Genomic DNA, 25,112 nt, shown 5'->3' on the forward strand with positions numbered 1-25,112 from the left:
CCACGCATGAGCCCCATCCTCCTTTTTATCCTCGGCGTCGTCTTTGTGGCGATCGGCATCGCTGTGTCCATTGCGCTCCACGAAGTGGGGCACCTGGTGCCCGCCAAGCTGTTCAAAGTACGCGTCACCAAGTACATGATCGGCTTCGGCCCCACCCTGTGGTCAAAGCGGAAGGGCGAGACCGAATACGGTGTGAAGGCGATTCCGCTGGGCGGCTACGTGTCCATGATCGGGATGTACCCGCCCAACAAGGAAGACGGAACCGTCCGGCCCTCCAGCACCGGTATGTTCCAGACCTTGGCCACGGAGGCCCGCTCCATGGCCCACGAGGAGGTTGGCCCGGAGGACGGGAACCGGGTGTTCTACCGCCTGCCGGTCTGGAAGAAAATCATCGTGATGCTGGGCGGTCCGGTCATGAACCTGCTGATCGGCGTGGTGCTGACCGCTGTCCTGCTGATGGGCTTCGGTGTGGCCACGGCCACCACCACCATCTCCGATGTGTCCAAGTGCCAAGTGGCCGCTGGCCAGACGGTGGATCCCAATTCGCCCGACTGCCAGCTGACTCCCGCTGCGGCTGCCGGGCTCCTGCCGAATGATGTGGTCACCTCCTTTGACGGGAAAGCCGTCAGCAGCTGGGACCAGCTGACGGAGTGGATCCGTGCGTCCGCGGGCAGGGAAGTCGCCATCACGGTGGAGCGCGACGGCGGACCGGTGACCACCACGGTGACCCCGGTGCTGTCCGCCCGGCCCGTTGTGGGTGTCGACGGACGCCAGGCCAAGGACGACGCCGGCAATCTGCTGTACCAGGACGTAGGCTTCCTGGGCATCGGCGCGCAGACCGAACTGGTGGCCCAGCCGGCGTCGTCCGTCCTGCCCATGGCTGGGGAGAACATCAGGCAGGTGGCCGGAGTTGTCCTCAACCTGCCCGCCAGGGTGGTGGGCGTGGCCAAGGCGGCCTTCAGCGAGGAGGAGCGCGATCCGAACGGGCCCATCAGTGTTGTGGGCGTCGGACGCGTGGCCGGTGAAGTCGCGGCCATGGAAGAGGTGCCCGTTCAGTCCCGTCTGGCCGCGCTGGTGGGACTGCTGGCCGGGCTCAATTTTGCGCTCGCGGTCTTCAACCTGATCCCGCTGCTGCCACTTGATGGCGGGCATGTGGCCGGAGCGCTGTACGAGGGTGCACGGCGCCGGGTGGCCAAGCTGTTCGGCAAACCGGACCCGGGAGCTTTCGACATCGCCAAATTGCTTCCCGTGACCTATGTGGTGGCCACTCTGCTGATGGGGATGAGCGCGCTGCTGATCTACGCCGACATCGTGAAGCCGGTGAACCTCTTCGGCTGAGAAGTCTCCCGCTGCCTGATTCCGCCATGGAGAAGGGTGAACGAAAAATGAACCCGCCGAACATCAGCCGCTGGATCCGGGCAGGGTTGTGGACGCTGGCGGCCGCCTGGCTCGTCACGGCGTGGTCCTCGCTGGAGCCACAGCCGGACCAAGCCAAGGACCCGGAAGCCTGGGCCCGATTTGTCAGCGCTGACTCGTACCAGGTCGGCCATCTGCTGGGCAGCACTGGCGGAACTATCCTCGCCATTTTCGGGGCATTAGCCCTGGGCTGCTGCCTGGCCGGCACCCGGGTGGGAGGCCTGGCGTTGACAGCCATGGTCACCGCCGCCGCCGGTACGGCGTTGCTGCTTGTGCCGGCCGTGATTTCCACGTTCGCCACCCCCGCCATAGGGAAGGCCTACCTGGCCGGAAACCCGGACGTGATGCAGTTGGAATTCCCGGCGTCAATGACCGGGGCGTTCCTGCTTGGCCTGCTGCTGGCATTCGTGGGCAACGTCCTGCTGGGGATCGCGGTATGGCGTTCCCGCCTGCTGCCGCGGTGGGCGGGGGCGCTCTGGGCTGGCGGCGCCGTGCTGTTCTACGTCCTCGGTGTGGTCCTGGGACAGGCCACCACGGGAAGCAGCCTGCCAACCCAGAGCGCCGGTGCCCTGCTGATGGGAGCTGCCGCGGTATGGATCGCGTGGACGGCAACCTGGCGGTCTGCGGATGCGCCGGTCGCGCGTAGGGGGAACACCGGCTGATTCCGTTATATCAGCCTATTTTGGCTGATATTTGATAATCAGCTATACGTGATTGATTATCCGTGGCCACCTGCGTACGGTTAGGGCATGTATGTACTGACCATTGACCAACGCGGCAGTACCACGGATGTGGACCGGGTTCCAGGCCTGATCTCCGCTTTGCGCAGCCTCACCCCGGCCCCCTTCGAGCGTTCGGTGGGAGATGAGCTCCAGGGTGTTGTGGAACATGCCGCGGATGTGGTGGAGATAGCCCTCCATGCTCTCAGGGACGGCCACTGGTATGTCGGGATCGGGATCGGCACGGTGCTGCTCGCTCCCGGCGCAAGCCCCAGAGAGGGGACCGGGAACGGCTTTGTGGCAGCACGCAAGGCAGTGGAACTGGCCAAAGGTGCGGCGGCCCAAGTGCCATTGTCGGTGGTGCCCGGCAGTATGGGACGTGGCCGGGACACCCCTCCCGACGCCGGGGAAGGAGCCATGAGCAGTGCGAATGCCCAGGCGGTGCTCCGCCTGATGGGGCGCGTGGTGCAGCAACGCACCCCGGCGCAGTGGCGCGTAGTGGACCGGTTGCGCGCACTCCAGGACGGCGAGGGAGGTCACGGCAGCCAGAAGCACGTGGCCCGCCAGCTGGGGATAACCGAACAATCGGTGAGCCGCGCCGTGCTCCGGTCCGGATGGCCGGAAGAATCGGCGGCCCGGCCGGCGGCGGCCATGCTCCTGGAGTACGCCCACGCCCAGATCCTGGAGCCTTCCCGATCGCTGGCACTGCGCACTACTCCGGCGCAGGGCACCCCAACCAAAGGAAACCGGTGAACGCACTCTGGATTGCAGTGGCCCTCCTGGTGGCTGGCTTTGCTGGCTGGCCAGTGACCGCGCTGGTCTTCCGGTTGGCCAGAACCATCGATGACAAAGCCGACGCAGCCGGGAAGGCACGCCGTGCAGCCGGCGATGGGTCCGCCCAGGATCCGTCAGCCGATGTCACTGTGGACACCTTGCCGGCAGCGCCTGCGTCTGTCGCGCCGGCGGGGGCGGATGACCAGGAACGCGGGCAAACCGTGGACGGGGAGCTGACAGCGCGTGGCGGCCAGCCGCCGTCGGACGCCACCCACCCGGCACCCGCCGTACCCGGGCAGGCGGTTCCGGCGCCTGCAGTTCCGGGGCAGCGGATCCTGCGCGGCGGGGCGATCATCGGAGTCCTTGAACGCCTGGGCGTGTGCCTGGCCATCCTGACGGGACAGCCGGTGGCCATTGCCTACATCGTGGCCATTAAGGGGCTGGGCAGGTTTGCCGAACTGAAGGAAACACCGGTGGCTGCGGAACGGTTCATCATCGGCACACTCACGTCGATGCTGTGGGCGGCCGGCACCGGAGCGATCGTGAAGGTGATCTTCCTGCAGTAAGTGCCGGATCGGCGCCAGCCCGCCCCGGGGGATAGGGTGTCCTTATGACTGTTTTTGCCGTTGAGTATGTGTACGCCGCCGATTCCTCCGCCGCCCGTGATGAACACCGCCCTGCGCACCGCGCCTGGCTGGCCGGCCTGGCGGAAGACGGCCAGTTGCTGACCAGCGGACCTTACGGTGACGGGGCAGGTGCCCTGCTGATCTTCAAGGTCCAGGACGAAACCCAGCTTAACCACCTGCTCAAGCAGGACCCCTTCGCCACCGCCGGGACTATCGCCGGTATCCGGTCAACCGAATGGACTCCCGTGATCGGCCTCCTGGCCCCGCACGCGTCCTGATTCCCGGACCTCTTTCCCTCCCGAAATACCTACCCAAGGAGTCCATGTGACCTCGGTCAGCCTGGGAATGCCGTCAGCACCGCCGCCTGTCCTCGCCCCCCGGCGTAAGACGCGCCAGATCAAGGTGGGCTCGGTTGGAGTCGGCTCGGACTCGCCCATCAGCGTGCAGTCCATGACCACCACCCCCACCACGGACATCAACGCCACCCTCCAGCAGATCGCGGAACTGACCGCGTCGGGCTGTGACATTGTGCGCGTCGCCTGCCCGTCAGCCGATGATGCGGAAGCACTGCCGATCATCGCGCGCAAGTCCCAGATCCCCGTCATCGCGGACATCCACTTCCAGCCCAAGTACGTCTTCGCGGCAATTGAAGCCGGCTGTGCGGCAGTGCGCGTGAACCCCGGCAACATCCGCAAGTTCGATGACCAGATCAAGGAAATCGCCCGCGCCGCCAAGGACCACGGCACGTCCATCCGCATCGGCGTCAACGCCGGTTCGCTCGAGCCGGGCATCCTCAAGAAATACGGCAAGGCAACACCGGAAGCCCTCGTTGAGTCGGCCGTCTGGGAAGCGTCGCTGTTCGAGGAGCACGGATTTCACGATTTCAAGATCTCCGTCAAGCACAATGACCCCGTCATCATGGTGGCGGCCTACGAAATGCTGGCCGAAAAGGGTGACTGGCCCCTGCACCTGGGCGTCACCGAAGCAGGGCCGGCCTTCCAGGGGACCATCAAGTCCGCCACAGCATTTGGGGCACTCCTGGCCAAGGGCATCGGCGACACCATCCGCGTTTCCCTCTCCGCTCCGCCGGTGGAGGAAATCAAGGTGGGCAATCAGATCCTTCAGTCCCTGAACCTGCGCCCGCGCAAGCTGGAAATCGTCTCCTGCCCGTCCTGCGGCCGCGCCCAGGTGGACGTCTATACCCTTGCCGAGCAGGTCACCGCCGGCCTGGAAGGCATGGAGATCCCGCTGCGGGTCGCCGTGATGGGCTGCGTCGTGAACGGGCCCGGGGAAGCCCGTGAAGCCGACCTCGGCGTGGCCTCCGGCAACGGCAAGGGCCAGATCTTTGTGAAGGGCGAAGTCATCAAGACTGTGCCTGAGAGCGAGATTGTTGAGACACTGATCGAAGAGGCCATGCGCATTGCTGAGGAGATGGGGGAGGCCGATGGCGAAGATGCTGTCAAAGGTAGCCCCGTGGTTAGCGTCTCATAAACAAGGCGCCGATCCGGAGGGGGTCACCGTCCGTGCACTTTCGGGCGCGGACACCCCTGCCCTGCGGCGCCTTGCGCTGCAGGACCCGGTGGCCAATGTGTTCATTCTTGCCCACCTCCGGGCCGTAGGGTCGGCGGCTCCCACCACCGGCGGCGCCGCTGTGTTGGGCGTGTTCGACGACGGCATCCTGCTGGGTGCGTGCTGGGCTGGAGCCAACCTGGTCCCGGTCGAGCTGGACCCCGGGTTTGCCGGGCTGATCGCAGAAGCGGCCAGCGCGTCCGGCCGCCGCTTTGCCTCTGCGTTCGGCCCGGCAGACTCAGTCCTTGCCCTCCATGCTGAGTTGGCGGAGCTGGGGCATGCGGCCCACGAGGTGCGGGACGAACAGCCGCTGATGACCCTTTGTGGGCCGCCGTCAGTGGAGCCGAACGCCGATCTCGAGTTGGGCCGGCTGGCCGATTTTGACCGCATCCTCCCTGCCTGCGCCGCCATGTTCGAGGAAGAAGTGGGCTACTCACCGTTCCTCGGCGGCAAGGAGTTCTACAGCCGCCGCGTGGAGGGCCTGATCCGGCAGGGCCATTCGCTCGCGCATGTCAACGCTTCCGGTGACGTGGTGTTCAAAGCCGAGCTCGGAGCAGTCACAGCCGACGTCACGCAGATCCAGGGCGTCTGGATGAACCCCGGCTACCGGGGCCAGGGTTTGAGCGCGGGCTACATGGCAGCAGTGGTGGAGAAAGCCCGTACCTTGGCTCCTGTGACCAGCCTCTATGTCAACGGCTTTAACCTCCGCGCGCGGTCCACGTACGAGCGCGTGGGTTTCCGCCAGGTCGGCACGTTCGCTACGGTCCTGTTCTAGCATGCGGGTCGTGTTCCAGCTTCCGGCTTGGTCGGCTGTCAGCTCAACAATCAAATAGTGCTGCACGTCCGGGGCTAACCCGCCTGAAGGGGCCATCAACACCTTCGAATGGAGAAACCCCTTGTCAATGTGCCCGCCATCACATAGGTTCGATCTAGCTGCGCTGGAGTGGGTGGGCAGTCTCACCAGTCCTCACCAGTACCTATGCGTCAACGGCAGTAGAGCCACGCCCGAATGCAATGACCAACCGTTTACGGCCAGGGGCTTTGTATTCGAGGGCGTGGCTCTATCGCGTCCCCGGCCTTTCGGCAGGCTCTTGGGGGCTGGCTTGTGATTCCACCGGAGGGCGGGGGCTTCCCCCGCAGAGGACGGCGTGGATTGCCGGTAGATTAGTACCCAGACGAATTGCCCGGCTCTGCTTCTAAGCAGCCATTCCCCAGAAACGGATACCCGCCCGTGGTCACAAGACTGTCCCAGCTTTTCCTGCGCACCCTGCGTGAAGATCCCGTCGACGCCGAGGTGGCCAGCCACCGGCTTCTGGTCCGCGCCGGCTACATCCGGCGCGCGGCGCCCGGCATCTACACCTGGCTGCCGCTCGGGCTCAGCGTGCTGCGCAAGGTCGAAGCCGTCGTCCGCGAAGAAATGGCGGCGATCGGTGCCCAGGAAGTGCACTTCCCGGCCTTGCTGCCGCGGGAACCCTATGAGGCCACCAACCGCTGGACAGAATATGGCGAAGGCCTGTTCCGGCTCCAGGACCGCAAGGGTGCCGACTATCTGCTGGCCCCCACGCATGAGGAGATGTTCACCCTCCTGGTGAAGGACCTGTACTCCTCGTACAAGGACCTGCCGCTGAGCCTCTACCAGATCCAGAACAAGTACCGCGATGAGGCGCGGCCCCGCGCGGGCCTGCTGCGCGGCCGCGAGTTCATCATGAAGGATTCCTACTCCTTCGACATCGACGACGCCGGGCTGGACGCCAGCTACGCTGCGCACCGCGGAGCCTACATCCGCATCTTCGAGCGGCTGGGCCTGGAGGTCATTCCGGTCGCGGCCACCGCCGGTGCCATGGGTGGCTCCAAGAGCGAAGAATTCCTGCACCCCACCGAGGTCGGCGAGGACACTTTCGTGCGTTCGGCTGGCGGATACGCAGCCAACGTCGAGGCAGTCACCACCGTGGTGCCCGCCGACATCGACTTCAGCGACGCCCCCGCCGCCGAGGTCCTTGACACTCCGGATACCCCCACCATCGACACGCTGGTGGCATCCGCCAATGTGCTCGCCCCCCGCCCCGAGGCCGACGGCGGCGCCTGGACTGGCGCTGACACCCTCAAGAACGTTGTCCTCGCCGTCACCCTGCCCACCGGTGAACGCCAGCTTGTGGTCATCGGCCTGCCTGGTGACCGCGGTGTGGACCTGAAGCGCGTGGAAGCCAACATTGGGTCCTTCCTGCCCATCGCCGGCGAGATTGGCCTGGAAGCCGCCAACGACGACGACCTGAAGAAGCAGCCCCTCATCGTCAAGGGCTACCTGGGTCCTGGCCTGACCCTGGACGAGCCCCTGTTGGGCACCGAAAGCGCAACCAAGCTCCTGTACCTCGTGGATCCGCGCGTTGTCAGCGGCACTGCCTGGATCACGGGCGCCAATGAGGCAGGCAAGCACGTGTTCGGCCTGGTGGCCGGACGCGACTTCAGCTGGGACGGCGTCATCGAGTGCACTGACGTCCGCGAAGGCGATCCCGCCCCGGACGGATCCGGTCCGCTGGAAATCGCCCGCGGCATCGAGATGGGCCACATCTTCCAGCTCGGACGCAAGTACGCGGCAGCCCTCGACCTCAAGGTCCTGGACCAGAACGGCAAGCAGGTGGTGGTCACCATGGGTTCCTACGGCGTCGGTGTCACCCGTGCCGTTGCTGCCCTGGCCGAATCCAACCACGACGACAAGGGCCTGACCTGGCCTCGCAGCGTCGCCCCCGCCGATGTCCACGTGGTGGCCGTGGGCCGCGGCGAGGAAATCTTCGCAGCCGCCGAGAAGCTGGCCCTCGAACTGGAGGCCGCCGGCCTGGACGTTATCTATGATGACCGCCCCAAGGTGTCCCCGGGCGTTAAGTTCGGCGACGCCGAACTGGTAGGCGTCCCCACCATCCTGGCCGTAGGCCGGGGCCTGGTGGACGGCGTCGTCGAGATCAAGGACCGCCGAAGCGGCGAAGCGGAGAACGTGGCCGTGGACAAGGCCGTTGACTACGTGGTCACCGCAGTCCGTAGCTGATGCTGCGCCTTTCTCGGTAATGGTTTCCGGGTTCGAGTCGATCCAGCTCGCCACCATCATCCTGATTGTGGTGGCTGGATTCGCTGCCGGCTGGGTGGATGCGGTGGTGGGCGGCGGCGGGCTGCTCCAGCTGCCCGCCCTGCTGCTGGTCCCCGGAATCACTCCGGTCCAGGCCCTGGCCACCAACAAAATGGGCTCGATTTTCGGGACCACCACCAGTGCGGTGACGTACTACGGGCGGATCAAACCCGACCTTCGGACTGCCGTTCCCATGGCTGTGATCGCCCTGGCCGGCAGCTTCGGCGGCGCGGTGCTGGCGGCTACGCTGCCGGCGAGTGTCTTCAAGCCAATCATCGTGGCCGCACTGGTGGCCGTCGCACTTTTCACGGCGCTGAAACCCAACGTCGGCGACATCACCCTGTTGCGCCACGACGGCCGCACGCACTACGTCGTGGCATGCCTGATCGGGGCGGTGATCGGTTTTTACGACGGCCTCATCGGCCCGGGCACCGGCTCCTTCCTCGTCATTGCCCTCGTCTCCGCCATGGGCTACGCCTTCCTTGAGGCCAGCGCGAAGGCCAAGATCGTGAACATGGCCACCAACGCCGGCGCCCTGCTGTTCTTCCTGCCTCACGGCTCACTGCTCTGGGGCGTCGGCCTGGTGCTGGGACTCTCCAACATGGCGGGCGGCTACCTCGGGGCACGGACCGCGGTCAAGCAGGGAAGCAAATTCATCCGGGTGGTGTTCCTGCTTGTAGTAGGCGCCCTGATCATCAAACTCGGCTTCGACGTCTGGCAGGAAAACTTCGCCTGACAGGGGGTAGGGGCAGGCCTCGCAGGCCCAAGCGGCCGGGCGTACCATGCTGGTATGTCCGCAGGCGGCCAACCCTATTCCGAAGCATTGTCAGCCGCGGCCCGTCGCGCGGCCGATTGGCTGGAGAGCCTGCCCCAGCGGCATGTGGGACCGGCCAAAAGCGCCCACGACCTTGCAGCAGACTTCGGCGGACCTCTCCCCGCTCAAGGCCTGCCAGCCGCAGCCGTGGTGGAGTATTTGGCGGACAAAGCCGAACCCGGACTGATGGCCATGCCCTCCGGCCGGTTCTTCGGCTGGGTGATCGGCGGGACGCTGCCTGCCGCCCTGGCTGCCGACTGGCTGGTCAGCGCGTGGGACCAGAACGCGGTGCTCCGGGTCTCCGCGCCTGCCATGGCGGCCATCGAGGACGCTGCCGGGCGCTGGCTCGTTGACCTCCTGGGCCTCCCGGACGAATCCGACGTCGGTTTTGTCACCGGCGCCACGATGGCCAACTTCGCCGGCTTGGCCGCCGCACGCTGGAGCCTGCTCGCCGACGCCGGCTGGGACCCGGACCGCGACGGACTTTTCGGTGCACCGCGCATCCGCTGTCTCGTCGGCCAGGAACGCCACGACTCGGTCGATCTGGCCCTGCGCTACTTGGGGCTGGGGAGACCGGTGACCGTGCCGTCGGACCGGCAGGGCAGGATCCTTACCGACGGGCTCGACCGGCAGCTGTCCGCAGGATCCGGTCCCGCCCTCGTATGCCTGCAGGCCGGGAATCTGCATTCGGGAGCATTCGATCCCTTCGTCGAGGCCGTCGGCGTCGCGAAGGCCCACGGCGCCTGGGTCCACGTGGACGGGGCCTTCGGGCTCTGGGCCGCTGCCGTGCCTGAACTAGCCGCGCTGACCGCTGGAATGGACCTCGCGGACTCGTGGGCCAGCGACGCGCACAAGACCCTCAACGTTCCCTACGACTGCGGTATAGCGGTGGTTAGGGACGCCGCAGCCTTGCGCTCGGCCATGGGCGTGCAAGCCAGCTATCTGATCCGGGCCGCTGACGGTGCGGCCGACCCGCTTGAAAAAGTCCCGGAGCTCTCACGCCGGGCCCGCGGCGTGCCAGTGTGGGCGGCGCTGAGATCACTCGGACGGGAGGGCGTGGCGCACCAGGTCCGTGAGCTGGTGCTGCGCGCCGGTCAACTGGCGGAGCAGCTCGCCGCACTCGAGGGCATCGAGGTGCTCAACGACGTCGATTACACGCAGGTGTCACTGGCGTTCGGCGATGATGCCACCACCAGAGCCGTGACGGCGCGGGTGATCGCGGACGGCAAGGTCTGGATGTCCGGTTCGCACTGGCAGGGCAAGGACGTCCTGCGCGTCTCGGTGAGTAACTGGAGCACGGATGCGGACGACGTCGGGACTGCCGTTGAGGCGGTCAGCTCAGCTTTCGCGGCGGTGCGGGCTGCCGGCTGACTGGGCTGGACTTGGCTGCCGGCTGACTGGGCTGACATGCCGGCGGCCGGGAGCGGAGAGCCTTCGGTCAGTGGTCCGCCCCGCCCGGTTGGGAACTGCCCGGCTCGGGGAGGTCGTGCGCGGCGGGCAGGCCCTCAAGGGTCCGGCCGGCAAGCGTGCTTGCCACCCACAGCGACCTGGCCAGATCGCCCTGATGGCCTCGCCGGCACGCGTACCAGAGAGCGTTCTGCACTTCCCGTGCCACCGCCCACTGACGTGCAGCCTCGGAATCAAGGCCCGCTGCGGCGCTGAAGTCGAGGCAGCGCTGCCTCAACCCTGCGGCCGGATTGCTCCGCGGCAGGTCACCCAGACGGTTCCATAACAACGGTGCCACCGCGAACTCGGGTTCGCCGATCATGGGCTGCGGATCGATTGCCACGAAGCTCAACCCGTCCGGCCCGCCGGCGCCGTCCGCAGCGGATGCGGCGGGCCGGGCCAGGATATTCAGGAAGTGGAAGTCGGTGTGGACCAGGACGTCCCGGCCTGCGCGACGGCCCACGGCCCCGCGGGTCTGGCAGACTTCCAGGGCGGCTTCGAGCAGCCAGCGCGGGAAGGGCCTGCCTTGCTGCTCCCAGTCGGCGGGCAAGTCATCGCTCCACTGTTCTGCCCGCCCGGCGATGTGGTCGAACTCCTGCCATGCGGGCCGTTCGTCGGGCTGGAGGCTTAGCTGCCGCATGAGGCTGCCCCAGACAGCAGCCGCCTCATCCAGCGGCACAGTCTGCAGCGAGCAGTCCGGATCCAGCCGTTCGAGGAGCATGGCGCACGTTCCGGCGTCGGACTCCAACAAACGCACGGCGCCGGCTCCGCCCCATAAGGCCAGGGCGTGGCGTTCGGCCTTGGCCTCGTCGTGGGGAAAGGCGACCTTGAGGGCGGCCGGTGTCCCGTCCCGCAGACGGACAGGAACCACCACGCCGCCCTGGCCATGCCAGGGGGTTGCGCCAGCTGCCAGGTCGACCGCCAACTCCCAGTGCTCCAACCGCCCCTGGATCAGTCCGGGAAGGGAGGCTAGCCATGCCCGGCCTGCGCTGTCTTGGCCGTAGCGCATGCTGAGGGCCGGCGGGATCGGCACAACGCTCTGGAGGCTCACAGGACGCCACTTGCCCCGAGCAGGCTGCCGATGGAAAACGTGGCAACCAGCGCCAGGGCTCCGCCCACCACCACCCTGACAGCGGCCCGCCACTTCGAACCGCCGCCGATCCAGGCGCCCAGGGCCCCGGTAGCGGCGAGGGCAACCAGTACGGCTGCGAAGGTCAGCGGGACGCGGATGTTCTCGGGTGGCAGCAGGATGGCGAGCATGGGCAGGATGGCGCCCGCCACGAAGGAGACAGCGGACGCCAGTGCGGCATGCCACGGGCTCACGATGTCGGTCTCATCGATGTTCAGTTCGGCCGACAGATGTGCTCCGAGGGCGTCGTGGGCCGTCAGCTCCCTGGCCACCGTCCGGGCGGTGTCCGCGCTGAGGCCTTTGCACTGGTAAATGGCAGCGAGTTCCTCGAGTTCGTCCTCCGGCTGCTCCTGCAGTTCCCGGCGTTCCTTCTCGATCAGGGCTTCCTGGCTGTCCTTCTGGCTGCTGACAGACACGTATTCACCCAGGGCCATGGAGACCGCGCCGCCCACCAGGCCGGCGGTGCCAGCCACGAGGATGGGCCCCGACTGGGTGGTGACGCCGGCCACGCCCACCACGATCGCCGCCACGGAGACGATGCCGTCATTGGCGCCCAAAACGCCGGCGCGGAGCCAGTTCAGGCGCTGCGCGACGTCGTTTTGGTGGGGTTCGTTCTCGTGAAAGGCGGGGGCGCCTGCTCTGTCCATTCCTCCAGCAAATCATTAGTGCAGGTGGCTGGCCACTGTGCGCGGGTTGCGCGATGAGTTTTCGGCCCCGGGAGCTGCCTCAGGGCTGCCGGGAGCTGGTGGGACCTGGGCCTTGCGTGGGCGCTGTCCCGGGCAGCTCCGGAAGGCGCGATTCGTCCACGGTCACGCCGGGAACCGGGCCAGCCGAGGCACCCCAGTGAACCGTCCTGCGGGCTGCCGACTGAAGGGCGGACAGTGCCCATGCCCGTTCGGGTCCGTCGCTCAGGGCAATGACATCGCCGTAGACCGCGAGGGCACCGGCCTCCATTGTGCCCAGGGCGGCTGCCGGACCTGACAGGAACGCCTGGTCCAAGGCATAGCCGGCGGGTGTGGGAAGCAGGGCGGCGCACCGGGCCGCGCCCATCGCCCCGGCCTCGTTGCGCAGTTCTTCGTGCTGGGCCAGAAAGTCCGACGCCGGAGCGACGGAGGCGGGTTTAAGCCGGGTCAGTGCGGCCTGGTACGCGTACACAAGCTCCAGCTCGGCATCCAGGGCGGATGCGAGGGAGGAGGCCAGGTCCACACCAGCTCCGCCAGAGCCGGCGTCGCCGGACTCCGTGCCGCCGGGTCCCGCGTTGCCGGATGTCGCCGTTGCGGTGCAGCCTGCAGTTGGCGTCGGGTCATGGGAGGACGTTTTGGCGGGGGGCCGGGCAGCGGCGGCAGCGCCAGCGAGGGGAACACCGGTGGCCGCCGCGAGCTCCTCGGCTGCGAGGAGTTGGGCAGTTCCGGCGCCGGCGAGAAGGCGGGCCATGCCGCCGTCGGCCGTTTGGGCGTCACTGAGCCGCTGGGCACCACTCGAGTGCAGGGCGGCAGCGAGGTCGGCCGGTGTGGACGGCAGCGGGACCGCCGCGGAGGAGGTGCCTGTACCGGACGGATCGCCGGGCAGCATCAGGGCCCGGGCCTGCATAGTCAGCAAAGTCACAGTCCTGCTGATGGCCGAGGACACCTCGGCGGATACTTCACCGGATTCGGCGGCCGCCAACCCGCCGTCGGCCGTGCCTGCAAGGTCAATGCCGGCGGCCCTCAGATCCACGGCGTCGGAGAACGCCGCGGCCCTGGCCTGCTCGGTAAACGGCGGCGGCGCGGGAGCATCCGGTTCGCGGGGGATCAGGACAAATCCCAGGCTCATAACCAGAAGGGCGGCCAGGGTGAAAACGGCGTACCGGAAATAGCACCTGCGGTGGCCGGATTCCTGGGTGTCGTCGTTCACAACAGACCATGTTGTCACGCTTGCGGGGCATCCTCGTGCACCACTGCGGCCGGAAAATCGCTAGTCTAGTAGTCACAACATCATCTATTGGAAGGCGGCCGGCATCGTGAGTAATGCAGAAGCCACGACTTCATCAGACCCTACCGGATCGGGTACGGCTGAAGCTGCGCCCGCCTATAATCCGGAAGCCGCACGGCTCCGGGCCCTGCTGGAGCCATCGGTCCAGGCCAACCGCCTCTACCTTGAAGACGTCTCCATCATCCCCGGCTCCCACCGGGTGGTCCACGTAGTGGTGGACCTGCCGCAGGAGGAAACCGGCGGCGTGAACCTTGATGTCATTGCGGATATTTCGAGAGTCCTCTCGGACGTCCTGGACAATGATCCTGCGGACGACGGACGGCCCTACGATCTCGAGGTGTCATCCCCGGGCGTCGGGCGTCCGCTCACCGAGCCGAGGCACTGGCACAGGGCAAAGGGGCGCATGGTCAAGGTCAACGTCATCCAGGGCGAAAACGTCACCGGCAGGGTCCAGTCGGTGGACGAAACCGGCGTGACCATAATCCCCGAGATCGCCGTCAAGAAGGGCATGAAGCCCAAGCAGGGCGAGCCCCAGAATCTTCCTTTCGACAGGATCCGTAACGGAAAAGTCGAGATCGAATTCAGCCACCTTGAAGAAGCTGGTCTGGAACCTGAGCACAATGGACCTTCTGAGGAGGCCTGATGGATATTGACATGAGCGCGCTGAGACTTCTGGAGCGTGAGCGCGAAATCCCGCTGGACCTCCTGATCCCCACCATCGAGCAGGCGCTCCTGGTGGCCTACCACAAGTCGCCTGGCGCCTTCGAGAAGGCCCGCGCGGAGCTGGACCGCAAGAGCGGCCACGTGACCATCTGGGCTGTGGAGATTGACGACGACGGCGCCCCCATCGGCGAGTTCGAGGACACACCTGCCGGTTTCGGCCGGATCGCGGCGAGCACCGCCCGGCAGATCATCCTGCAGCGCCTGCGCGACGTCGAGGACGACAACATCCTCGGTGAGTTCAAGGGCCGCGAGGGTGAACTGGTGGCCGGCCTGATCCAGCAGGGCAACAACCCGCACATGATCCAGGTCAACCTGGGCACCGTCGAGGCCCTGCTGCCGCCGCCCGAACAGGTGCCGGGGGAGAAGTACACCCACGGCAACCGGCTCCGCGCCCTGGTCATTGATGTCCACCGCGGCACCAAGGGCCCGTCCGTCACGCTGTCCCGGTCGCACCCGGGCCTCGTCCGGAAGCTCTTCGAACTGGAGGTCCCGGAGATCGCGGACCGCTCGGTGGAGATCGTCGCCCTGGCACGCGAAGCCGGTCACAGGACCAAGATCGCCGTCAAGGCCAACACCCCGGGCATCAACGCCAAGGGAGCCTGCATCGGCGAAATGGGTTCACGCGTCCGCGCCGTCATGACCGAACTGAACGACGAAAAGATCGACATCGTCGACTTCAGCGAGGATCCGGCAACCTTTATCGCCAGCGCACTGTCCCCGTCGCGCGTGAATTCGGTCACGATCATCGACGAAGCCACCCGCTCCGCCCGCGTTGTGGTTCCGGATTACCAGCTCTCCCTGGCCATCGGCAAAGAGGGCCAGAACGCCCGCCTTGCAGCAAAGCTCACTGGCTGGCGGATCGATATCGTCTCGGACGCAGCCGCGCCGCGCGAAAGCTAAGCCGCCTCTTGGTGCGCCAGCCAACTGCAGTGACCTGCGGCCGGTGCACCAGTTTCGGGCAGAACGGCCCCGAGGGGCTAGAATAGACATTGGCCGTGCCTAACGGCCGGTATTCGTGTGCCCTGAGTGTTCCCCGTTCCGCTGACTTGCGGTGGGGGCCTTGAGGCCGGCAGTTATGAACGTCAGGAAGATGCTCACCGTGGCAGAAGTGCTTCACAGCGCGAATCAACACAGCGAGGATCAACCGCAGCGTACCTGCATCGGATGCCGGAAGAAGGCTCCGCGGTCTGAGTTACTCCGGCTCGTCGCCGAAGGCAGCGGTTCCACCGCAGTGCTGGTAGACGAACGACGCCGGATGGCTGGCAGGGGTGCATGGCTGCACCCCAGCGAAACGTGCCTGGCCCTGGCGGTCAAACGGCGAGCATTCGGAAGGGCCCTCAACGGCGCAACCGGGGCCACCGCCGTCGAACGCCGGATCCTGGCAGGTGAGCAGGCCGCCGGCCTGCTGCGGATGCCACAGCACATGCCTCTGGCAGATGCAGCAAAAACCGTCCAACCTGAAAGCGGGTCAGAAAACTGATGGAAACCCGATGAGTTCCCAGCGATGAGTGCGCAACGATGACAACTTTGTTGCGCTCTGCAATGGGCCCAACAGCTGCAACCGCGGCTTGGGCCCGCAGTAAGAAGTAGACGGTTCGTGCCTGGCTCGGTGCGGACCGAGACAGGAGAAATGTGGCCAAGGTCCGCGTACACGAGCTCGCTAAAGAGCTCGGTATTACTTCCAAAGATGCAGTGACAAAACTGCAGGAACTGGGCGAATTCGTTCGCTCCGCCTCTTCCACCATTGAGGCCCCGGTGGTGCGGAAACTCCGCAACGCCTACCCCGACGCCGCGGCGAAGGCCGCAGCACCGGCAGCCGCGCCCAAGGCGCCTGCCCCGTCGGCAGAATCACGTCCCGCAGCACCTGCTCCGGGTCCCGCAGCCCCCAAGGCTCCCGCAGCACCGGCCGCTGCAGCTCCCGCGGCCGTCGCTCCTGCAGCTCCGGCCACGCCGGTTGCCGCGCCAGCTCCGGCTGCCCCCGCAGCACCCGCCGCGGCAGCACCCGCTGCATCGGCTCCGGCCGCAAGTGCCCCGTCCACCGGTGCCAAGCCGGGTGCCCGTCCGGCACCCAAGGCTGAAACCCCGGCTGCGCCCACGCGCTCCGGCGGCTCACAGGGTGGCTCGGCTCCGCGCCCCGGCGGTCCCCGCCCGGGCAACAACCCGTTCGCCACGTCCCAGGGCATGCCCCGCGGCCGCGGTGGCGACGGAGAACGTGCCCCGCGTCCGGGTAACAACCCGTTCGCTCCCTCGCAGGGTATGCCCCGCGCTGGTGGCCGTCCCGACGGCGACCGTCCCGGTGGTCCGCGTCCCGCGGCCGGTGCAGGTGGCCCCCGTCCGGGTGGTCCGCGTCCCGCAGCTGGTGCAGGTGGCCCCCGTCCGGCTGCTGGCGCAGGTGGACCCCGCCCGGGTGCACCCCGTCCCGCGGGTGCCGGTGGAAACCGTCCGACTCCGGGCATGATGCCCAACCGCACTGAGCGTCCCGCACCGGCTGGTGCAGGCCGTCCCGGTGGCGGCGCACGTGGTCCCGGACGTCCGGGTGGCGCTCCAGGTACAGGTGGCGCTCCCGGTGCCGGTGGCGGAGCCCCGGCCGGCGGCGGCTTCGGCAAGGGTGGCCGCGGTCGCGGTGGCACCCAGGGTGCCTTCGGTAAGGGCGGCGCAGGCCGTGGCAAGCAGCGCAAGTCGAAGCGTGCCAAGCGCCAGGAACTCGAGCAGATGAGTGCTCCGTCGCTGGGTGGCGTGAGCGTACCCCGCGGCGACGGCAACACCGTAGTCCGGCTTCGCCGTGGCTCGTCCATCACGGACTTCGCCGACAAGATCGAGGCAAACCCCGCAGCACTGGTGACGGTCCTCTTCCACCTCGGCGAAATGGCCACAGCCACGCAGTCGCTGGATGAAGAGACCTTTGCACTGCTCGGCGAGGAGCTTGGCTACAAGCTCCAGGTTGTGTCGCCGGAGGACGAGGAGCGCGAGCTGCTCTCCACCTTCGACATCGACTTCGATGCAGAGCTCGAAGCTGAAGGCGACGAAGACCTCGAGGCACGTCCTCCGGTTGTCACCGTCATGGGCCACGTTGACCACGGTAAAACCCGCCTGCTCGACGCCATCCGCAAGTCCGACGTTATGGCGGGCGAGCACGGCGGCATCACGCAGCACATCGGTGCTTACCAGGTCACACACACCCACGAAGGCGAAGACCGCAAGATCACCTTCATCGATACTCCGGGCCACGAGGCGTTCACCGCCATGCGTGCCCGTGGTGCGAAGGTCACCGACATCGCCATCCTGGTGGTCGCAGCGGACGACGGCGTTATGCCGCAGACCGTTGAGGCCCTCAACCACGCGCAGGCAGCAAACGTGCCGATCGTGGTTGCAGTGAACAAGATCGACAAGGAAGGCGCCAACCCGGACAAGGTCCGCGGCCAGCTGACCGAATACGGCCTGGTTCCCGAAGAATACGGTGGCGACACCATGTTCGTGGAGGTCTCTGCCCGCCAGAACCTCAACATCGACGAGCTGCTCGAGGCTGTCCTGCTCACCGCAGACGCAGCCCTCGACATGCGCGCCAACCCGAACAAGGATGCCCGCGGTATCGCGATTGAAGCCAACCTGGACAAGGGCCGCGGTTCCGTAGCCACCGTCCTGGTGCAGTCCGGTTCACTGCGTGTCGGTGACACGATCGTGGCCGGTACGGCCCACGGCCGCGTCCGCGCCATGTTCGACGACGACGGCAGCGCCCTGACCGAGGCCGGCCCGTCCCGCCCCGTGCAGGTTCTGGGTCTGTCCAACGTGCCGCGCGCCGGCGACACCTTCTTTGTGACCGCTGACGAGCGCACCGCCCGCCAGATCGCCGAGAAGCGTGAAGCAGCCGACCGTAACGCCGCTCTGGCCAAGCGCCGCAAGCGCATCAGCCTGGAAGACTTCGACCAGGCCGTGGCCGATGGCAAGATCGACACCCTCAACCTCATCCTCAAGGGTGACGTGTCCGGTGCCGTGGAAGCCCTCGAAGACGCACTGCTCAAGATCGACGTCGGCGAAGGCGTGCAGCTGCGCGTCATCCACCGCGGCGTGGGTGCCATCACGCAGAACGACGTCAACCTGGCGACGGTCGACAGCGCCGTCATCATCGGCTTCAACGTCAAGCCTGCCGAGCGTGTTGCCGAACTGGCAGACCGCGAAGGCGTGGACATGCGCTTCTACTCCGTCATCTATGCAGCAATCGATGACATCGAGATGGCCCTCAAGGGCATGCTCAAGCCGGAGTACGAAGAGGTCCAGCTGGGCACCGCCGAGGTCCGCGAAGTGTTCCGTTCCTCCAAGTTCGGCAACATCGCAGGCTCCATCGTTCGCTCGGGCATCATCCGACGCAACACGAAGGCGCGCATCAGCCGCGACGGCAAGATCATCGGTGACAACCTCACCGTTGAGACGCTCAAGCGCTTCAAGGACGACGCCACTGAGGTCCGCACGGACTTCGAGTGTGGTATCGGTCTTGGTTCGTTCAACGACATCACCGAAGGCGACATCATTGAGACCTTCGAGATGCGCGAAAAGCCGCGCGTCTAGGTTGTCTTAGCGTCACAGGTGCGGGGCCGTTGGGTGTTTCCCGGCGGCCCCGCCCCTTCGCCGGACGGTTTTCGATCTTCGATCGCAAACCGTCCGGCTCCGATAGGCCCGATGCCACTCCCAGGCCGCCGGAAAAACCCAACGGGAGTCCGTCGTAGACTCGCCTTTAGTGCGTGGCAATGAATCCAAGTTGAGTGCGACAGTCGCCCAGGTGCTTTCGTCGTACATCCCAAATTTTTAGGAGTGGAAATGGCTGATCCCGCACGGGCTGCCAAGTTGGCGCAGCGGATCAAGGTTGTTGTTGCGGAGGCTCTTGGCCGGAAGGTTAAGGATCCTCGGCTGGAGGGCATTACTGTTACCGATGCCCGCGTGACCAATGATCTGCAGCACGCCACGATCTACTACACCGTTTTCGGTGACCAGACTGTCCAGGCGGATGCCGCCAAGGGACTGGAGAAGGCCAAGGGTGTGCTCCGCCAGGAAGTGGGGCGCAACGTCACCGTTCGCCTGACGCCGACCCTGGAGTTTGTGGCCGACCAGATACCGGTGGTCGCTTCCAACCTGGAGGAACTGCTCCGGGCCGCCAAGAAGCGCGACGCCGAGGTGGCTGCGCTGGCCGAAAACGCCAAGCATGCCGGCGACGCCGACCCCTACAAGAGCGACATTCCCGCCGATGTGGAGATCGACGAGGACGACTTCGACGAAGAGGACCTCGACCTCAGCGACGATAAAGACCTCGACGAAGACGCAAACAAGTAGCTCTTCCAACGAGTAACAGGCACGAAGCGAAGGCCCGGACCGCCAGTACAACTGCGGTCCGGGCCTTCTTTCGTCTGCCGGGTTGGACTCCCGGCAGGATCTATCCGATGTCGGCCTTCAACACGGTTCCAGTCGGTTGCCCGAAGCTGAAGCCCGCCGTGGCGTAGAGGGTTTCCTCGCTCAGTTCGACTGCTGCAGGTCCATCCACGGCCAGGAACTGTGAAGCCTCACGGGTCCAGGCATCGATCTTCACAATCTCGTTGCCGAACATCGAGGCTGCGTAGACATCCCCGTTGTCGGATACCGCGATGCCGGTGGGGCTCAGGATGTCCTCTGCCCACAGGCGTGCGTGTCCGGTCCACGGGTTGACCCGGAAGATCGCGCCACGGGCGCCAAGGGACGGATCTTCGGGACCGCCGGGAAGTGACGAAACGTAAAGCCATCCGTCGGGGCCGATCTCCACATCCGTTGGTACGGGTTCAAAGGCATACTCGTGGCCAGCGACGCAGGCTGGGACTTCCACCGTGCCTCCCGCCATGTCGATCGGGATCCTCGTGCCGGCAGGAATGACGGCCGGCCGGGGCGGCAGGACTGCCAGCGTCGAGACGTCACCGGATTCAACGTCGACTTCGAGGATGGCGTTCATGCCGGCGTCAGCAACATAGACAGTGGACCCCTTGACTGCCGTGGCATAGGGATGGGAATCAATGGCGCCCGTGTACTTTGCTGGTGGAAAAGCCGGCCACTTCTGCAGGCACTCATCCGGGACGTCCGCACCGAACCCGTACTCCTGGTCACCGTCCGGGTTGTCCGTCCGTTCATATGTGGCGAGGTCAGCAATCGTATCCACAGTGCCCGAACCGTCGATGGACTTCAGGTAGCCGTCGAGGGCATCGGGATTGCCTCCGCCGCCGCCCACGCTCTCCACGAAGTAGATTGTCCCGCGCCTGGTTTCGACGCCACCGACGTCCCATTTCGCCTTCGTGTAGAGGTTGGCAAGTTTGCCGTCATCCTCCACGCGGTCAAGCCGGCCGATAAAATTCTGCGTGACGAGGACGGAACTGTCCCTGCCAACGGCGAGGCTCAAGGGTGTGACCAGCCCGCTGGCCAGGATCTCTGGCGCGGACGATGAAGAGCCCGCCGCGGCCGGCCCGATGGGAATGACTAACGCCGCGGCGGCAAGGCACACGGCAATGGGAGATTTTTTCTTCATTGCATCCTCCGGAAATGAGGTGCACCACCCCGCAGGCAGGGGCTGGGCAAAGAGACCAAAGCAGATATGGATTTATACAACCCCCGGGCGCCAGATTAGTCCTCTGAAGGAGTGACGTCGACGGATTTTTCCCCTGAGGACCCCCCTATTTGGACGACGCTGTCCATGGGCATGGCTAGGATCTAGCTATGACTCAGGCGCACGACAACTACGATGCCACCCGATACCTGGAACAGGCCGTTGAGCTGGCCATCCGCAACGTTGCAGCCGGAGGGGGTCCGTTCGGGGCGCTGGTGGTGACCCCGGATGGCCAGGTCCACGAAGGGACCAACCGGGTCACCCGGGACAACGATCCCACCGCCCATGCCGAAGTGGTTGCCATCCGGACGGCGGCCGCAGCCACGGCGAACTTCGACCTCAGCGGCGCCGTGCTCTACACCAGTTGTGAGCCGTGCCCGCTCTGCCTGTCCGCCGCGCTGTGGGCAAGGATCGATCGCGTCTACTTTGCCGCCGACCGCCACGGCGCAGCTGCCGCCGGTTTCGACGATGCGGTGTTCTATGAGTATTTCGATGGCACCAGGCCCGAACTGCTGCCGGTGGCGCACGAGGCGATTCCGACGTCGGACGCCCCGTTCGACGCGTGGCGCGGCCATGCGCAACGAACCGAGTACTGAGTCCGGAGGCACCCGTGGAACCAACGCTGATCAAATGCTCCAGTTGCGGCAGGACCAACCGTGTCCCGGCGGCCGCTTCCGGCCGTCCGCGTTGCGGAAACTGCAAGCTGGGGCTGCCATGGATCACAGCCGCCGGGGACGATGACTTCGCTGCCGTCGCCGAGCAATCCCCGGTACCCGTGCTGGTTGATTTCTGGGCGGCATGGTGCGGGCCGTGCCGGATGGTGAGCCCGGTCCTGGACAAGTTGGCCACCGAACGGGCCGGTGCGTTTAAGCTCGTCAAGGTGGATGTTGACCGTGCCCCGCGGCTTTCCGGCCGGTTTGATGTACAGGCCATTCCCACCCTGATGGTCATGGACGGCGGCAGGGTGCTGGCCAGGCAGGCAGGGGCGGTACCGGCCGCGGAATTGCGGTCCTGGCTCGATGCGGCGCTGGCCGGACGCAGCTAACCGACGCTGGTCTCCATGCGCGCCGGCTGTTCTCTCAGCGCGCTTCTCAGCGCGGCTATGTTCGCGCCGGCAAGCGGCTGACGCCCTCCACCAGTTCCGGCTGGCTGCCGCACAGTGCGATCCGCACCCAGCCCTCGCCGATGGAGCCGAAGGCTGTGCCCGGCGCCAGAGCCACGCCGGAGTCCGCCAGGAAGCTGCGGGCCCAGGCGCGGACGTCGCCGTCGCTGGCGTGCGAGACGTCGGCCCAGAGATAGAAGGCACCTTGCGCGCTCAAGAAGGGAATGCCCTTGGCTGCCAGCACGGCGGAGGCCGCGTCCCGGTTGGCCCGGTAGTGCGCGTGGGCATCGCGGACATAGTCCTGCGGACCGGTCAGGGCTGCGAGCGCAGCGTACTGCGACGGCGAGGCAACGCAGGAGACTATCGCTTCCATGACGTTGTTCATGGTCCGCTCCAGGCCGGGCGGGCAGACCAGCGCGCCGATCCTTAGTCCGGTCAGGCCGTATGTCTTGGACAGGGTCAGCGACGTGAAGACACGTGCCTCGGCGGGAACATCGCTGTCGAAGCGTGCCGGGCTGACGTGCGGCACATCGTAGGTGAACGCCTCGTAGCATTCGTCGGAGATGATCCAGAGGTCGTGCCTCCGGGCCAGGTCCACGAGTTCCCGGGTCAGGTCCTCGCGCAGGACCGCTCCCAGCGGATTCGAGGGCGAGTTCAGGATCAGGACGCGGGTCCGGCGGGTGATGAGCGCCTCGATGTCCTGGATCCGGGGCTGGAAGTCCTGATCCGGATAGAGCGGGTAGCCCACCGGCACGGCGTTCAGGAGCCGGATGGTCATGGCAAAGGTGGGGTAGCCCGGGTTGGGGATCAGCACCTCATCACCAGGGGAGAGGAGGAGGCTCATGGCAAAGTGCAGGCCCTGCTGGGCGCCGTCCACCACGTAGATGCGGTCGGCACCAATGCTGTCCTGGTCCAGGCCGGCGCGTTCGCGGAACCTGGCGGCAAAAGCCTCCCGCAGGGCCGGGATGCCGGCATTGGGGGTGTAGTTGGTCTCGTCCCGGTCCAGGCAGGCCATGCCGGCCTCGAGCACGTGCCGGGGGAGCGGGAAACCGGGCTCGCCGATGCTGAGGACTATTGCGCCGGGTGTCCGCCAGGCAGCCTCGGTGATTTCGCGGATCTGGTTGACGGGGACGTCGCGGGCGTGCGCGGCAAGCTCAGGCATGCATGCCATCCTAACGGCCCCCCACGCAGCTGGGCGGGGGCCGGCGTTGGCGCCGATATACTGGGGAGCGTGCTTTCTGGACTGGTGATAGTGGACAAACCGCAGGGATGGACCAGCCATGATGTGGTTGGTCGGATGCGGCGCATCGCCGGAACCCGGAAAGTGGGGCATGCCGGCACGTTGGACCCCATGGCCACGGGCGTCCTGGTGGTGGGGATCAACAAGGCCACTCGACTCCTCACCTACATCGTGGGTACCTCCAAGACGTATATGGCCACCATCCGCCTGGGCGAGTCCACCATCACGGACGACGCCGAAGGTGACGTCATTGCCGCGGTCAGTGCCGCCGTCGTCCCCGACCAGGCAATCCACGACGGCGTCGCCGCCTTGACGGGCGAAATCCAGCAACGGCCCAGCAGCGTCAGCGCCATCAAAGTCAACGGTGAGCGCGCCTACGCCCGGGTCCGCTCCGGCGAAGAAGTGAAGCTCGCCGCGCGCCCGGTCACCATCCACCGCTTCGAGGTTCATGGCATCAGGCGGGAGCAGGGCAGCGATGTTGTAGATCTCGACGTCACGGTGGAGTGTTCCTCCGGCACGTACATCCGTGCGCTGGCCCGCGACCTCGGCGACGGGCTGGGAGTGGGCGGACATCTGACCGCACTCCGGCGTACCCACGTGGGCCCCTACTCCCTGGACCAGGCCCGGACCCTCGAACAGCTGGCCGACGAGCTTGAGGTCCTGGAAATGTCACAGGCTGCGCGGGCACTTATGCCCAACCGCGAGCTGACGGCTGAGGAGACCACCGAGATTTCCTTTGGCCGTCGGATCGCTGCGGGCGCGGCCACCGGCAGTTCCGGGGCAGCCACGGTGGAACACCCCGCCGCGGCGTTTGCACCGGACGGCAGCCTGGTGGCGCTCCTGGCTGATGCGGGCAGCTTCGCGAAGCCGGTGCTGGTGTTCGCGCCGGGCAATGTCTTGCCAGGGAACGCCACGACGGGAAACGCCAAGCAAGGAAAACCGCCAGCCACGGATGCCCCGGCCGCAAATCCGGAGCACGAAAAAACTGCGGGCGGGGACGCCTAGGCATGGACGCCTTCTTCTACATTATTCTTGTCATCGGCCTGCTCTCGAGTGGAATCTGCCTGGTTGCCGGCATCCTCAAAAAGGCTCCCAACGACATCACCATCCTCTCCGTGGCCGCCGTCGAGCTGGCACTCATCGTCTACCTGGTGGGTTCCGTTGTGCGCGTGATCGCCGGCGAGCCGATTGCCGGTGAAGCATGGGAGTTCTGGGGCTACCTGGCCACGGCCATGCTCCTGCCGCCGGCAGCGGTCTACTGGTCCATCCTGGAACGGACCCGCTGGAGCAACTTTGTCCTCGCCGCCGTCGGTGTCACCGCCATGGTGATGGCCGCCCGAATGAACCAGATCTGGTACTGACATGGAAGAAGCCCGCAACGTGAAAGCCCCTCATCCCGAAGCGTCTCCGGACAATGCGTCCGTCTCTGCCAAGGACACGCGCAACACCGGGCCGGGGAGGCTCCTGATTGCCGTCTACGCGGTGTTCGCCATCTCGGCCACCGCCCGCGCCGGCTACCAGATCCTGACCAAGTTTTCCGAAGCCCCGCTGGCGTACCTGCTGTCCGCCTTCGCCGCGGTGGTGTACCTCGTGGCCACCGTTTCCCTGGCCAAAGCCGGCCGCACCTGGTTCCAGGTTTCGCTGATCGCCGTCCTCGTTGAACTTGTCGGAGTCCTTGTGGTGGGCGCGCTGAGTGTCTTCGACGCGGTCGCCTTCCCGCACGAAACCGTCTGGTCGCTGTTCGGCCGGGGCTATGCGTTTATCCCGTTGCTGTTGCCCATCCTTGGACTGGTGTGGCTGTACCGCCGCCGGCCGGGCCAACACCCGGCCGGCGTCCGGGCCTAGACTGCGC

Annotated in this window: 25 protein-coding genes; 20 read left to right on the forward strand and 5 right to left on the reverse strand. The window is 66.3% G+C overall.

Going from position 1 to position 25,112, the window contains the following annotated elements; genetic code table 11:
• The first annotated feature begins 6 nt into the window (after window positions 1-6).
• From J2808_RS14790 to J2808_RS14835, 10 genes are all read left to right on the forward strand, one after another.
• Window positions 7-1,338 (forward strand): M50 family metallopeptidase, encoded by a 1,332-nt coding sequence (locus J2808_RS14790; RefSeq protein ID WP_309818035.1) that lies wholly within the window; start codon window positions 7-9, stop codon window positions 1,336-1,338.
• 47 nt (window positions 1,339-1,385) lie between these two features.
• Window positions 1,386-2,078, forward strand: coding sequence for a hypothetical protein (locus tag J2808_RS14795; protein ID WP_309818038.1), 693 nt, complete (start codon window positions 1,386-1,388; stop codon window positions 2,076-2,078).
• Window positions 2,079-2,165: 87 nt separating this feature from the next.
• Window positions 2,166-2,888, forward strand: a complete 723-nt coding sequence (locus J2808_RS14800) for a MarR family transcriptional regulator (RefSeq protein WP_309818041.1) — start codon at window positions 2,166-2,168, stop codon at window positions 2,886-2,888.
• Window positions 2,885-3,475, forward strand: coding sequence for a hypothetical protein (locus tag J2808_RS14805; protein ID WP_309818044.1), 591 nt, complete (start codon window positions 2,885-2,887; stop codon window positions 3,473-3,475). The genes J2808_RS14800 and J2808_RS14805 overlap by 4 nt, the downstream gene beginning before the upstream one ends.
• Window positions 3,476-3,519: 44 nt before the next feature.
• Window positions 3,520-3,813, forward strand: a complete 294-nt coding sequence (locus J2808_RS14810; RefSeq protein ID WP_309818047.1) for a YciI family protein — start codon at window positions 3,520-3,522, stop codon at window positions 3,811-3,813.
• 46 nt (window positions 3,814-3,859) lie between these two features.
• Window positions 3,860-5,026 carry a flavodoxin-dependent (E)-4-hydroxy-3-methylbut-2-enyl-diphosphate synthase gene (ispG, locus tag J2808_RS14815; protein ID WP_164201167.1) on the forward strand — a complete coding sequence of 389 codons (1,167 nt, stop codon included), beginning with the start codon at window positions 3,860-3,862 and terminating at the stop codon, window positions 5,024-5,026.
• Complete coding sequence (locus J2808_RS14820) at window positions 4,989-5,879, forward strand: GNAT family N-acetyltransferase (protein WP_309818326.1); 891 nt, start codon at window positions 4,989-4,991, stop codon at window positions 5,877-5,879. Before ispG ends, J2808_RS14820 begins: the two co-directional genes overlap by 38 nt.
• 456 nt (window positions 5,880-6,335) lie before the next feature.
• Window positions 6,336-8,144 (forward strand): proline--tRNA ligase, encoded by a 1,809-nt coding sequence (locus J2808_RS14825; RefSeq protein ID WP_309818053.1) that lies wholly within the window; start codon window positions 6,336-6,338, stop codon window positions 8,142-8,144.
• A gap of 19 nt (window positions 8,145-8,163) precedes the next feature.
• Window positions 8,164-8,958 (forward strand): sulfite exporter TauE/SafE family protein, encoded by a 795-nt coding sequence (locus J2808_RS14830; RefSeq protein ID WP_309818328.1) that lies wholly within the window; start codon window positions 8,164-8,166, stop codon window positions 8,956-8,958.
• Window positions 8,959-9,012: 54 nt separating this feature from the next.
• Window positions 9,013-10,407, forward strand: a complete 1,395-nt coding sequence (locus tag J2808_RS14835) for a pyridoxal phosphate-dependent decarboxylase family protein (protein WP_309818056.1) — start codon at window positions 9,013-9,015, stop codon at window positions 10,405-10,407.
• A 67-nt stretch (window positions 10,408-10,474) separates the two neighbouring features.
• Here J2808_RS14835 and J2808_RS14840 read toward each other — a convergent pair whose 3' ends face one another.
• The 3 genes from J2808_RS14840 to J2808_RS14850 all read right to left on the reverse strand — a co-directional run bounded on the left by J2808_RS14840 (window position 10,475) and on the right by J2808_RS14850 (window position 13,522).
• Window positions 10,475-11,491: an aminoglycoside phosphotransferase family protein gene (locus J2808_RS14840; protein WP_397428069.1), complete on the reverse strand. Its 1,017-nt coding sequence runs from the start codon at window positions 11,489-11,491 to the stop codon at window positions 10,475-10,477.
• A gap of 38 nt (window positions 11,492-11,529) precedes the next feature.
• Window positions 11,530-12,258, reverse strand: a complete 729-nt coding sequence (locus J2808_RS14845) for a VIT1/CCC1 transporter family protein (protein ID WP_309818062.1) — start codon at window positions 12,256-12,258, stop codon at window positions 11,530-11,532.
• Window positions 12,259-12,337: 79 nt separating this feature from the next.
• Entirely contained in the window at window positions 12,338-13,522 is a 1,185-nt protein-coding gene (locus tag J2808_RS14850; RefSeq protein ID WP_309818065.1) for a DUF4439 domain-containing protein, read from the reverse strand.
• An 88-nt stretch (window positions 13,523-13,610) separates the two neighbouring features.
• Between J2808_RS14850 and J2808_RS14855 the strand changes: the two genes are divergently transcribed.
• The 5 genes from J2808_RS14855 (at window position 13,611) to rbfA (ending at window position 19,627) form a co-directional block, all read left to right on the forward strand.
• On the forward strand, window positions 13,611-14,225 hold the full coding sequence (locus J2808_RS14855) for a ribosome maturation factor RimP (protein ID WP_309818068.1): 615 nt from the start codon (window positions 13,611-13,613) through the stop codon (window positions 14,223-14,225).
• The gene (gene nusA, locus J2808_RS14860) at window positions 14,225-15,205 is read left to right on the forward strand and encodes a transcription termination factor NusA (RefSeq protein ID WP_309818070.1); all 981 of its coding nucleotides are present in this window, start codon (window positions 14,225-14,227) and stop codon (window positions 15,203-15,205) included. Before J2808_RS14855 ends, nusA begins: the two co-directional genes overlap by 1 nt.
• Window positions 15,206-15,395: 190 nt before the next feature.
• The gene (locus J2808_RS14865; protein WP_309818329.1) at window positions 15,396-15,785 is read left to right on the forward strand and encodes a YlxR family protein; all 390 of its coding nucleotides are present in this window, start codon (window positions 15,396-15,398) and stop codon (window positions 15,783-15,785) included.
• 152 nt (window positions 15,786-15,937) lie between these two features.
• Complete coding sequence (gene infB, locus J2808_RS14870; protein WP_309818073.1) at window positions 15,938-18,868, forward strand: translation initiation factor IF-2; 2,931 nt, start codon at window positions 15,938-15,940, stop codon at window positions 18,866-18,868.
• A gap of 249 nt (window positions 18,869-19,117) precedes the next feature.
• Window positions 19,118-19,627, forward strand: coding sequence for a 30S ribosome-binding factor RbfA (gene rbfA, locus J2808_RS14875; RefSeq protein WP_309818076.1), 510 nt, complete (start codon window positions 19,118-19,120; stop codon window positions 19,625-19,627).
• A 100-nt stretch (window positions 19,628-19,727) separates the two neighbouring features.
• Here rbfA and J2808_RS14880 read toward each other — a convergent pair whose 3' ends face one another.
• Entirely contained in the window at window positions 19,728-20,840 is a 1,113-nt protein-coding gene (locus J2808_RS14880) for a ScyD/ScyE family protein (protein ID WP_309818078.1), read from the reverse strand.
• 188 nt (window positions 20,841-21,028) lie between these two features.
• On the opposite strand from J2808_RS14880, the gene J2808_RS14885 reads away from it, so the two are divergent.
• Window positions 21,029-21,514 carry a nucleoside deaminase gene (locus J2808_RS14885; RefSeq protein WP_309818081.1) on the forward strand — a complete coding sequence of 162 codons (486 nt, stop codon included), beginning with the start codon at window positions 21,029-21,031 and terminating at the stop codon, window positions 21,512-21,514.
• A 14-nt stretch (window positions 21,515-21,528) separates the two neighbouring features.
• The gene (gene trxA / locus J2808_RS14890; protein ID WP_309818083.1) at window positions 21,529-21,963 is read left to right on the forward strand and encodes a thioredoxin; all 435 of its coding nucleotides are present in this window, start codon (window positions 21,529-21,531) and stop codon (window positions 21,961-21,963) included.
• 55 nt (window positions 21,964-22,018) lie between these two features.
• Here trxA and J2808_RS14895 read toward each other — a convergent pair whose 3' ends face one another.
• Window positions 22,019-23,182 (reverse strand): pyridoxal phosphate-dependent aminotransferase, encoded by a 1,164-nt coding sequence (locus J2808_RS14895; protein WP_309818085.1) that lies wholly within the window; start codon window positions 23,180-23,182, stop codon window positions 22,019-22,021.
• 69 nt (window positions 23,183-23,251) lie between these two features.
• Between J2808_RS14895 and truB the strand changes: the two genes are divergently transcribed.
• The 3 genes from truB to J2808_RS14910 are packed head-to-tail and all read left to right on the forward strand — an operon-like array spanning window position 23,252 to window position 25,105.
• On the forward strand, window positions 23,252-24,265 hold the full coding sequence (truB, locus tag J2808_RS14900) for a tRNA pseudouridine(55) synthase TruB (RefSeq protein WP_309818087.1): 1,014 nt from the start codon (window positions 23,252-23,254) through the stop codon (window positions 24,263-24,265).
• Between the two features lie 2 nt (window positions 24,266-24,267).
• A complete protein-coding gene (locus tag J2808_RS14905; RefSeq protein WP_309818089.1) occupies window positions 24,268-24,621 on the forward strand; it encodes a hypothetical protein in 354 nt (117 codons plus the stop codon).
• A gap of 1 nt (window position 24,622) precedes the next feature.
• Window positions 24,623-25,105 carry a hypothetical protein gene (locus J2808_RS14910; protein ID WP_309818091.1) on the forward strand — a complete coding sequence of 161 codons (483 nt, stop codon included), beginning with the start codon at window positions 24,623-24,625 and terminating at the stop codon, window positions 25,103-25,105.
• Window positions 25,106-25,112 lie beyond the last annotated feature (7 nt).

The sequence above is a fragment of the Pseudarthrobacter sulfonivorans genome (genome assembly GCF_031454915.1).
Lineage (GTDB): Bacteria > Actinomycetota > Actinomycetes > Actinomycetales > Micrococcaceae > Arthrobacter > Arthrobacter sulfonivorans_C.

Excerpts from the sequence above, each read along its gene's own strand:
- J2808_RS14790 (WP_309818035.1), top strand. The coding sequence starts at position 7 with ATGAGCCCCATCCTCCTTTTTATCCTCGGCGTCGTCTTTGTGGCGATC.
- J2808_RS14795 (WP_309818038.1), top strand. The coding sequence starts at position 1,386 with ATGAACCCGCCGAACATCAGCCGCTGGATCCGGGCAGGGTTGTGGACG.
- J2808_RS14800 (WP_309818041.1), top strand. The coding sequence starts at position 2,166 with ATGTATGTACTGACCATTGACCAACGCGGCAGTACCACGGATGTGGAC.
- J2808_RS14810 (WP_309818047.1), top strand. The coding sequence starts at position 3,520 with ATGACTGTTTTTGCCGTTGAGTATGTGTACGCCGCCGATTCCTCCGCC.
- J2808_RS14820 (WP_309818326.1), top strand. The coding sequence starts at position 4,989 with ATGCTGTCAAAGGTAGCCCCGTGGTTAGCGTCTCATAAACAAGGCGCC.
- J2808_RS14830 (WP_309818328.1), top strand. The coding sequence starts at position 8,164 with ATGGTTTCCGGGTTCGAGTCGATCCAGCTCGCCACCATCATCCTGATT.
- J2808_RS14835 (WP_309818056.1), top strand. The coding sequence starts at position 9,013 with ATGTCCGCAGGCGGCCAACCCTATTCCGAAGCATTGTCAGCCGCGGCC.
- J2808_RS14840 (WP_397428069.1), bottom strand. The coding sequence starts at position 11,491 with ATGCGCTACGGCCAAGACAGCGCAGGCCGGGCATGGCTAGCCTCCCTT.
- J2808_RS14845 (WP_309818062.1), bottom strand. The coding sequence starts at position 12,258 with ATGGACAGAGCAGGCGCCCCCGCCTTTCACGAGAACGAACCCCACCAA.
- nusA (WP_309818070.1), top strand. The coding sequence starts at position 14,225 with ATGGATATTGACATGAGCGCGCTGAGACTTCTGGAGCGTGAGCGCGAA.
- J2808_RS14865 (WP_309818329.1), top strand. The coding sequence starts at position 15,396 with ATGCTCACCGTGGCAGAAGTGCTTCACAGCGCGAATCAACACAGCGAG.
- rbfA (WP_309818076.1), top strand. The coding sequence starts at position 19,118 with ATGGCTGATCCCGCACGGGCTGCCAAGTTGGCGCAGCGGATCAAGGTT.
- J2808_RS14880 (WP_309818078.1), bottom strand. The coding sequence starts at position 20,840 with ATGAAGAAAAAATCTCCCATTGCCGTGTGCCTTGCCGCCGCGGCGTTA.
- J2808_RS14885 (WP_309818081.1), top strand. The coding sequence starts at position 21,029 with ATGACTCAGGCGCACGACAACTACGATGCCACCCGATACCTGGAACAG.
- J2808_RS14895 (WP_309818085.1), bottom strand. The coding sequence starts at position 23,182 with ATGCCTGAGCTTGCCGCGCACGCCCGCGACGTCCCCGTCAACCAGATC.
- J2808_RS14905 (WP_309818089.1), top strand. The coding sequence starts at position 24,268 with ATGGACGCCTTCTTCTACATTATTCTTGTCATCGGCCTGCTCTCGAGT.
- J2808_RS14910 (WP_309818091.1), top strand. The coding sequence starts at position 24,623 with ATGGAAGAAGCCCGCAACGTGAAAGCCCCTCATCCCGAAGCGTCTCCG.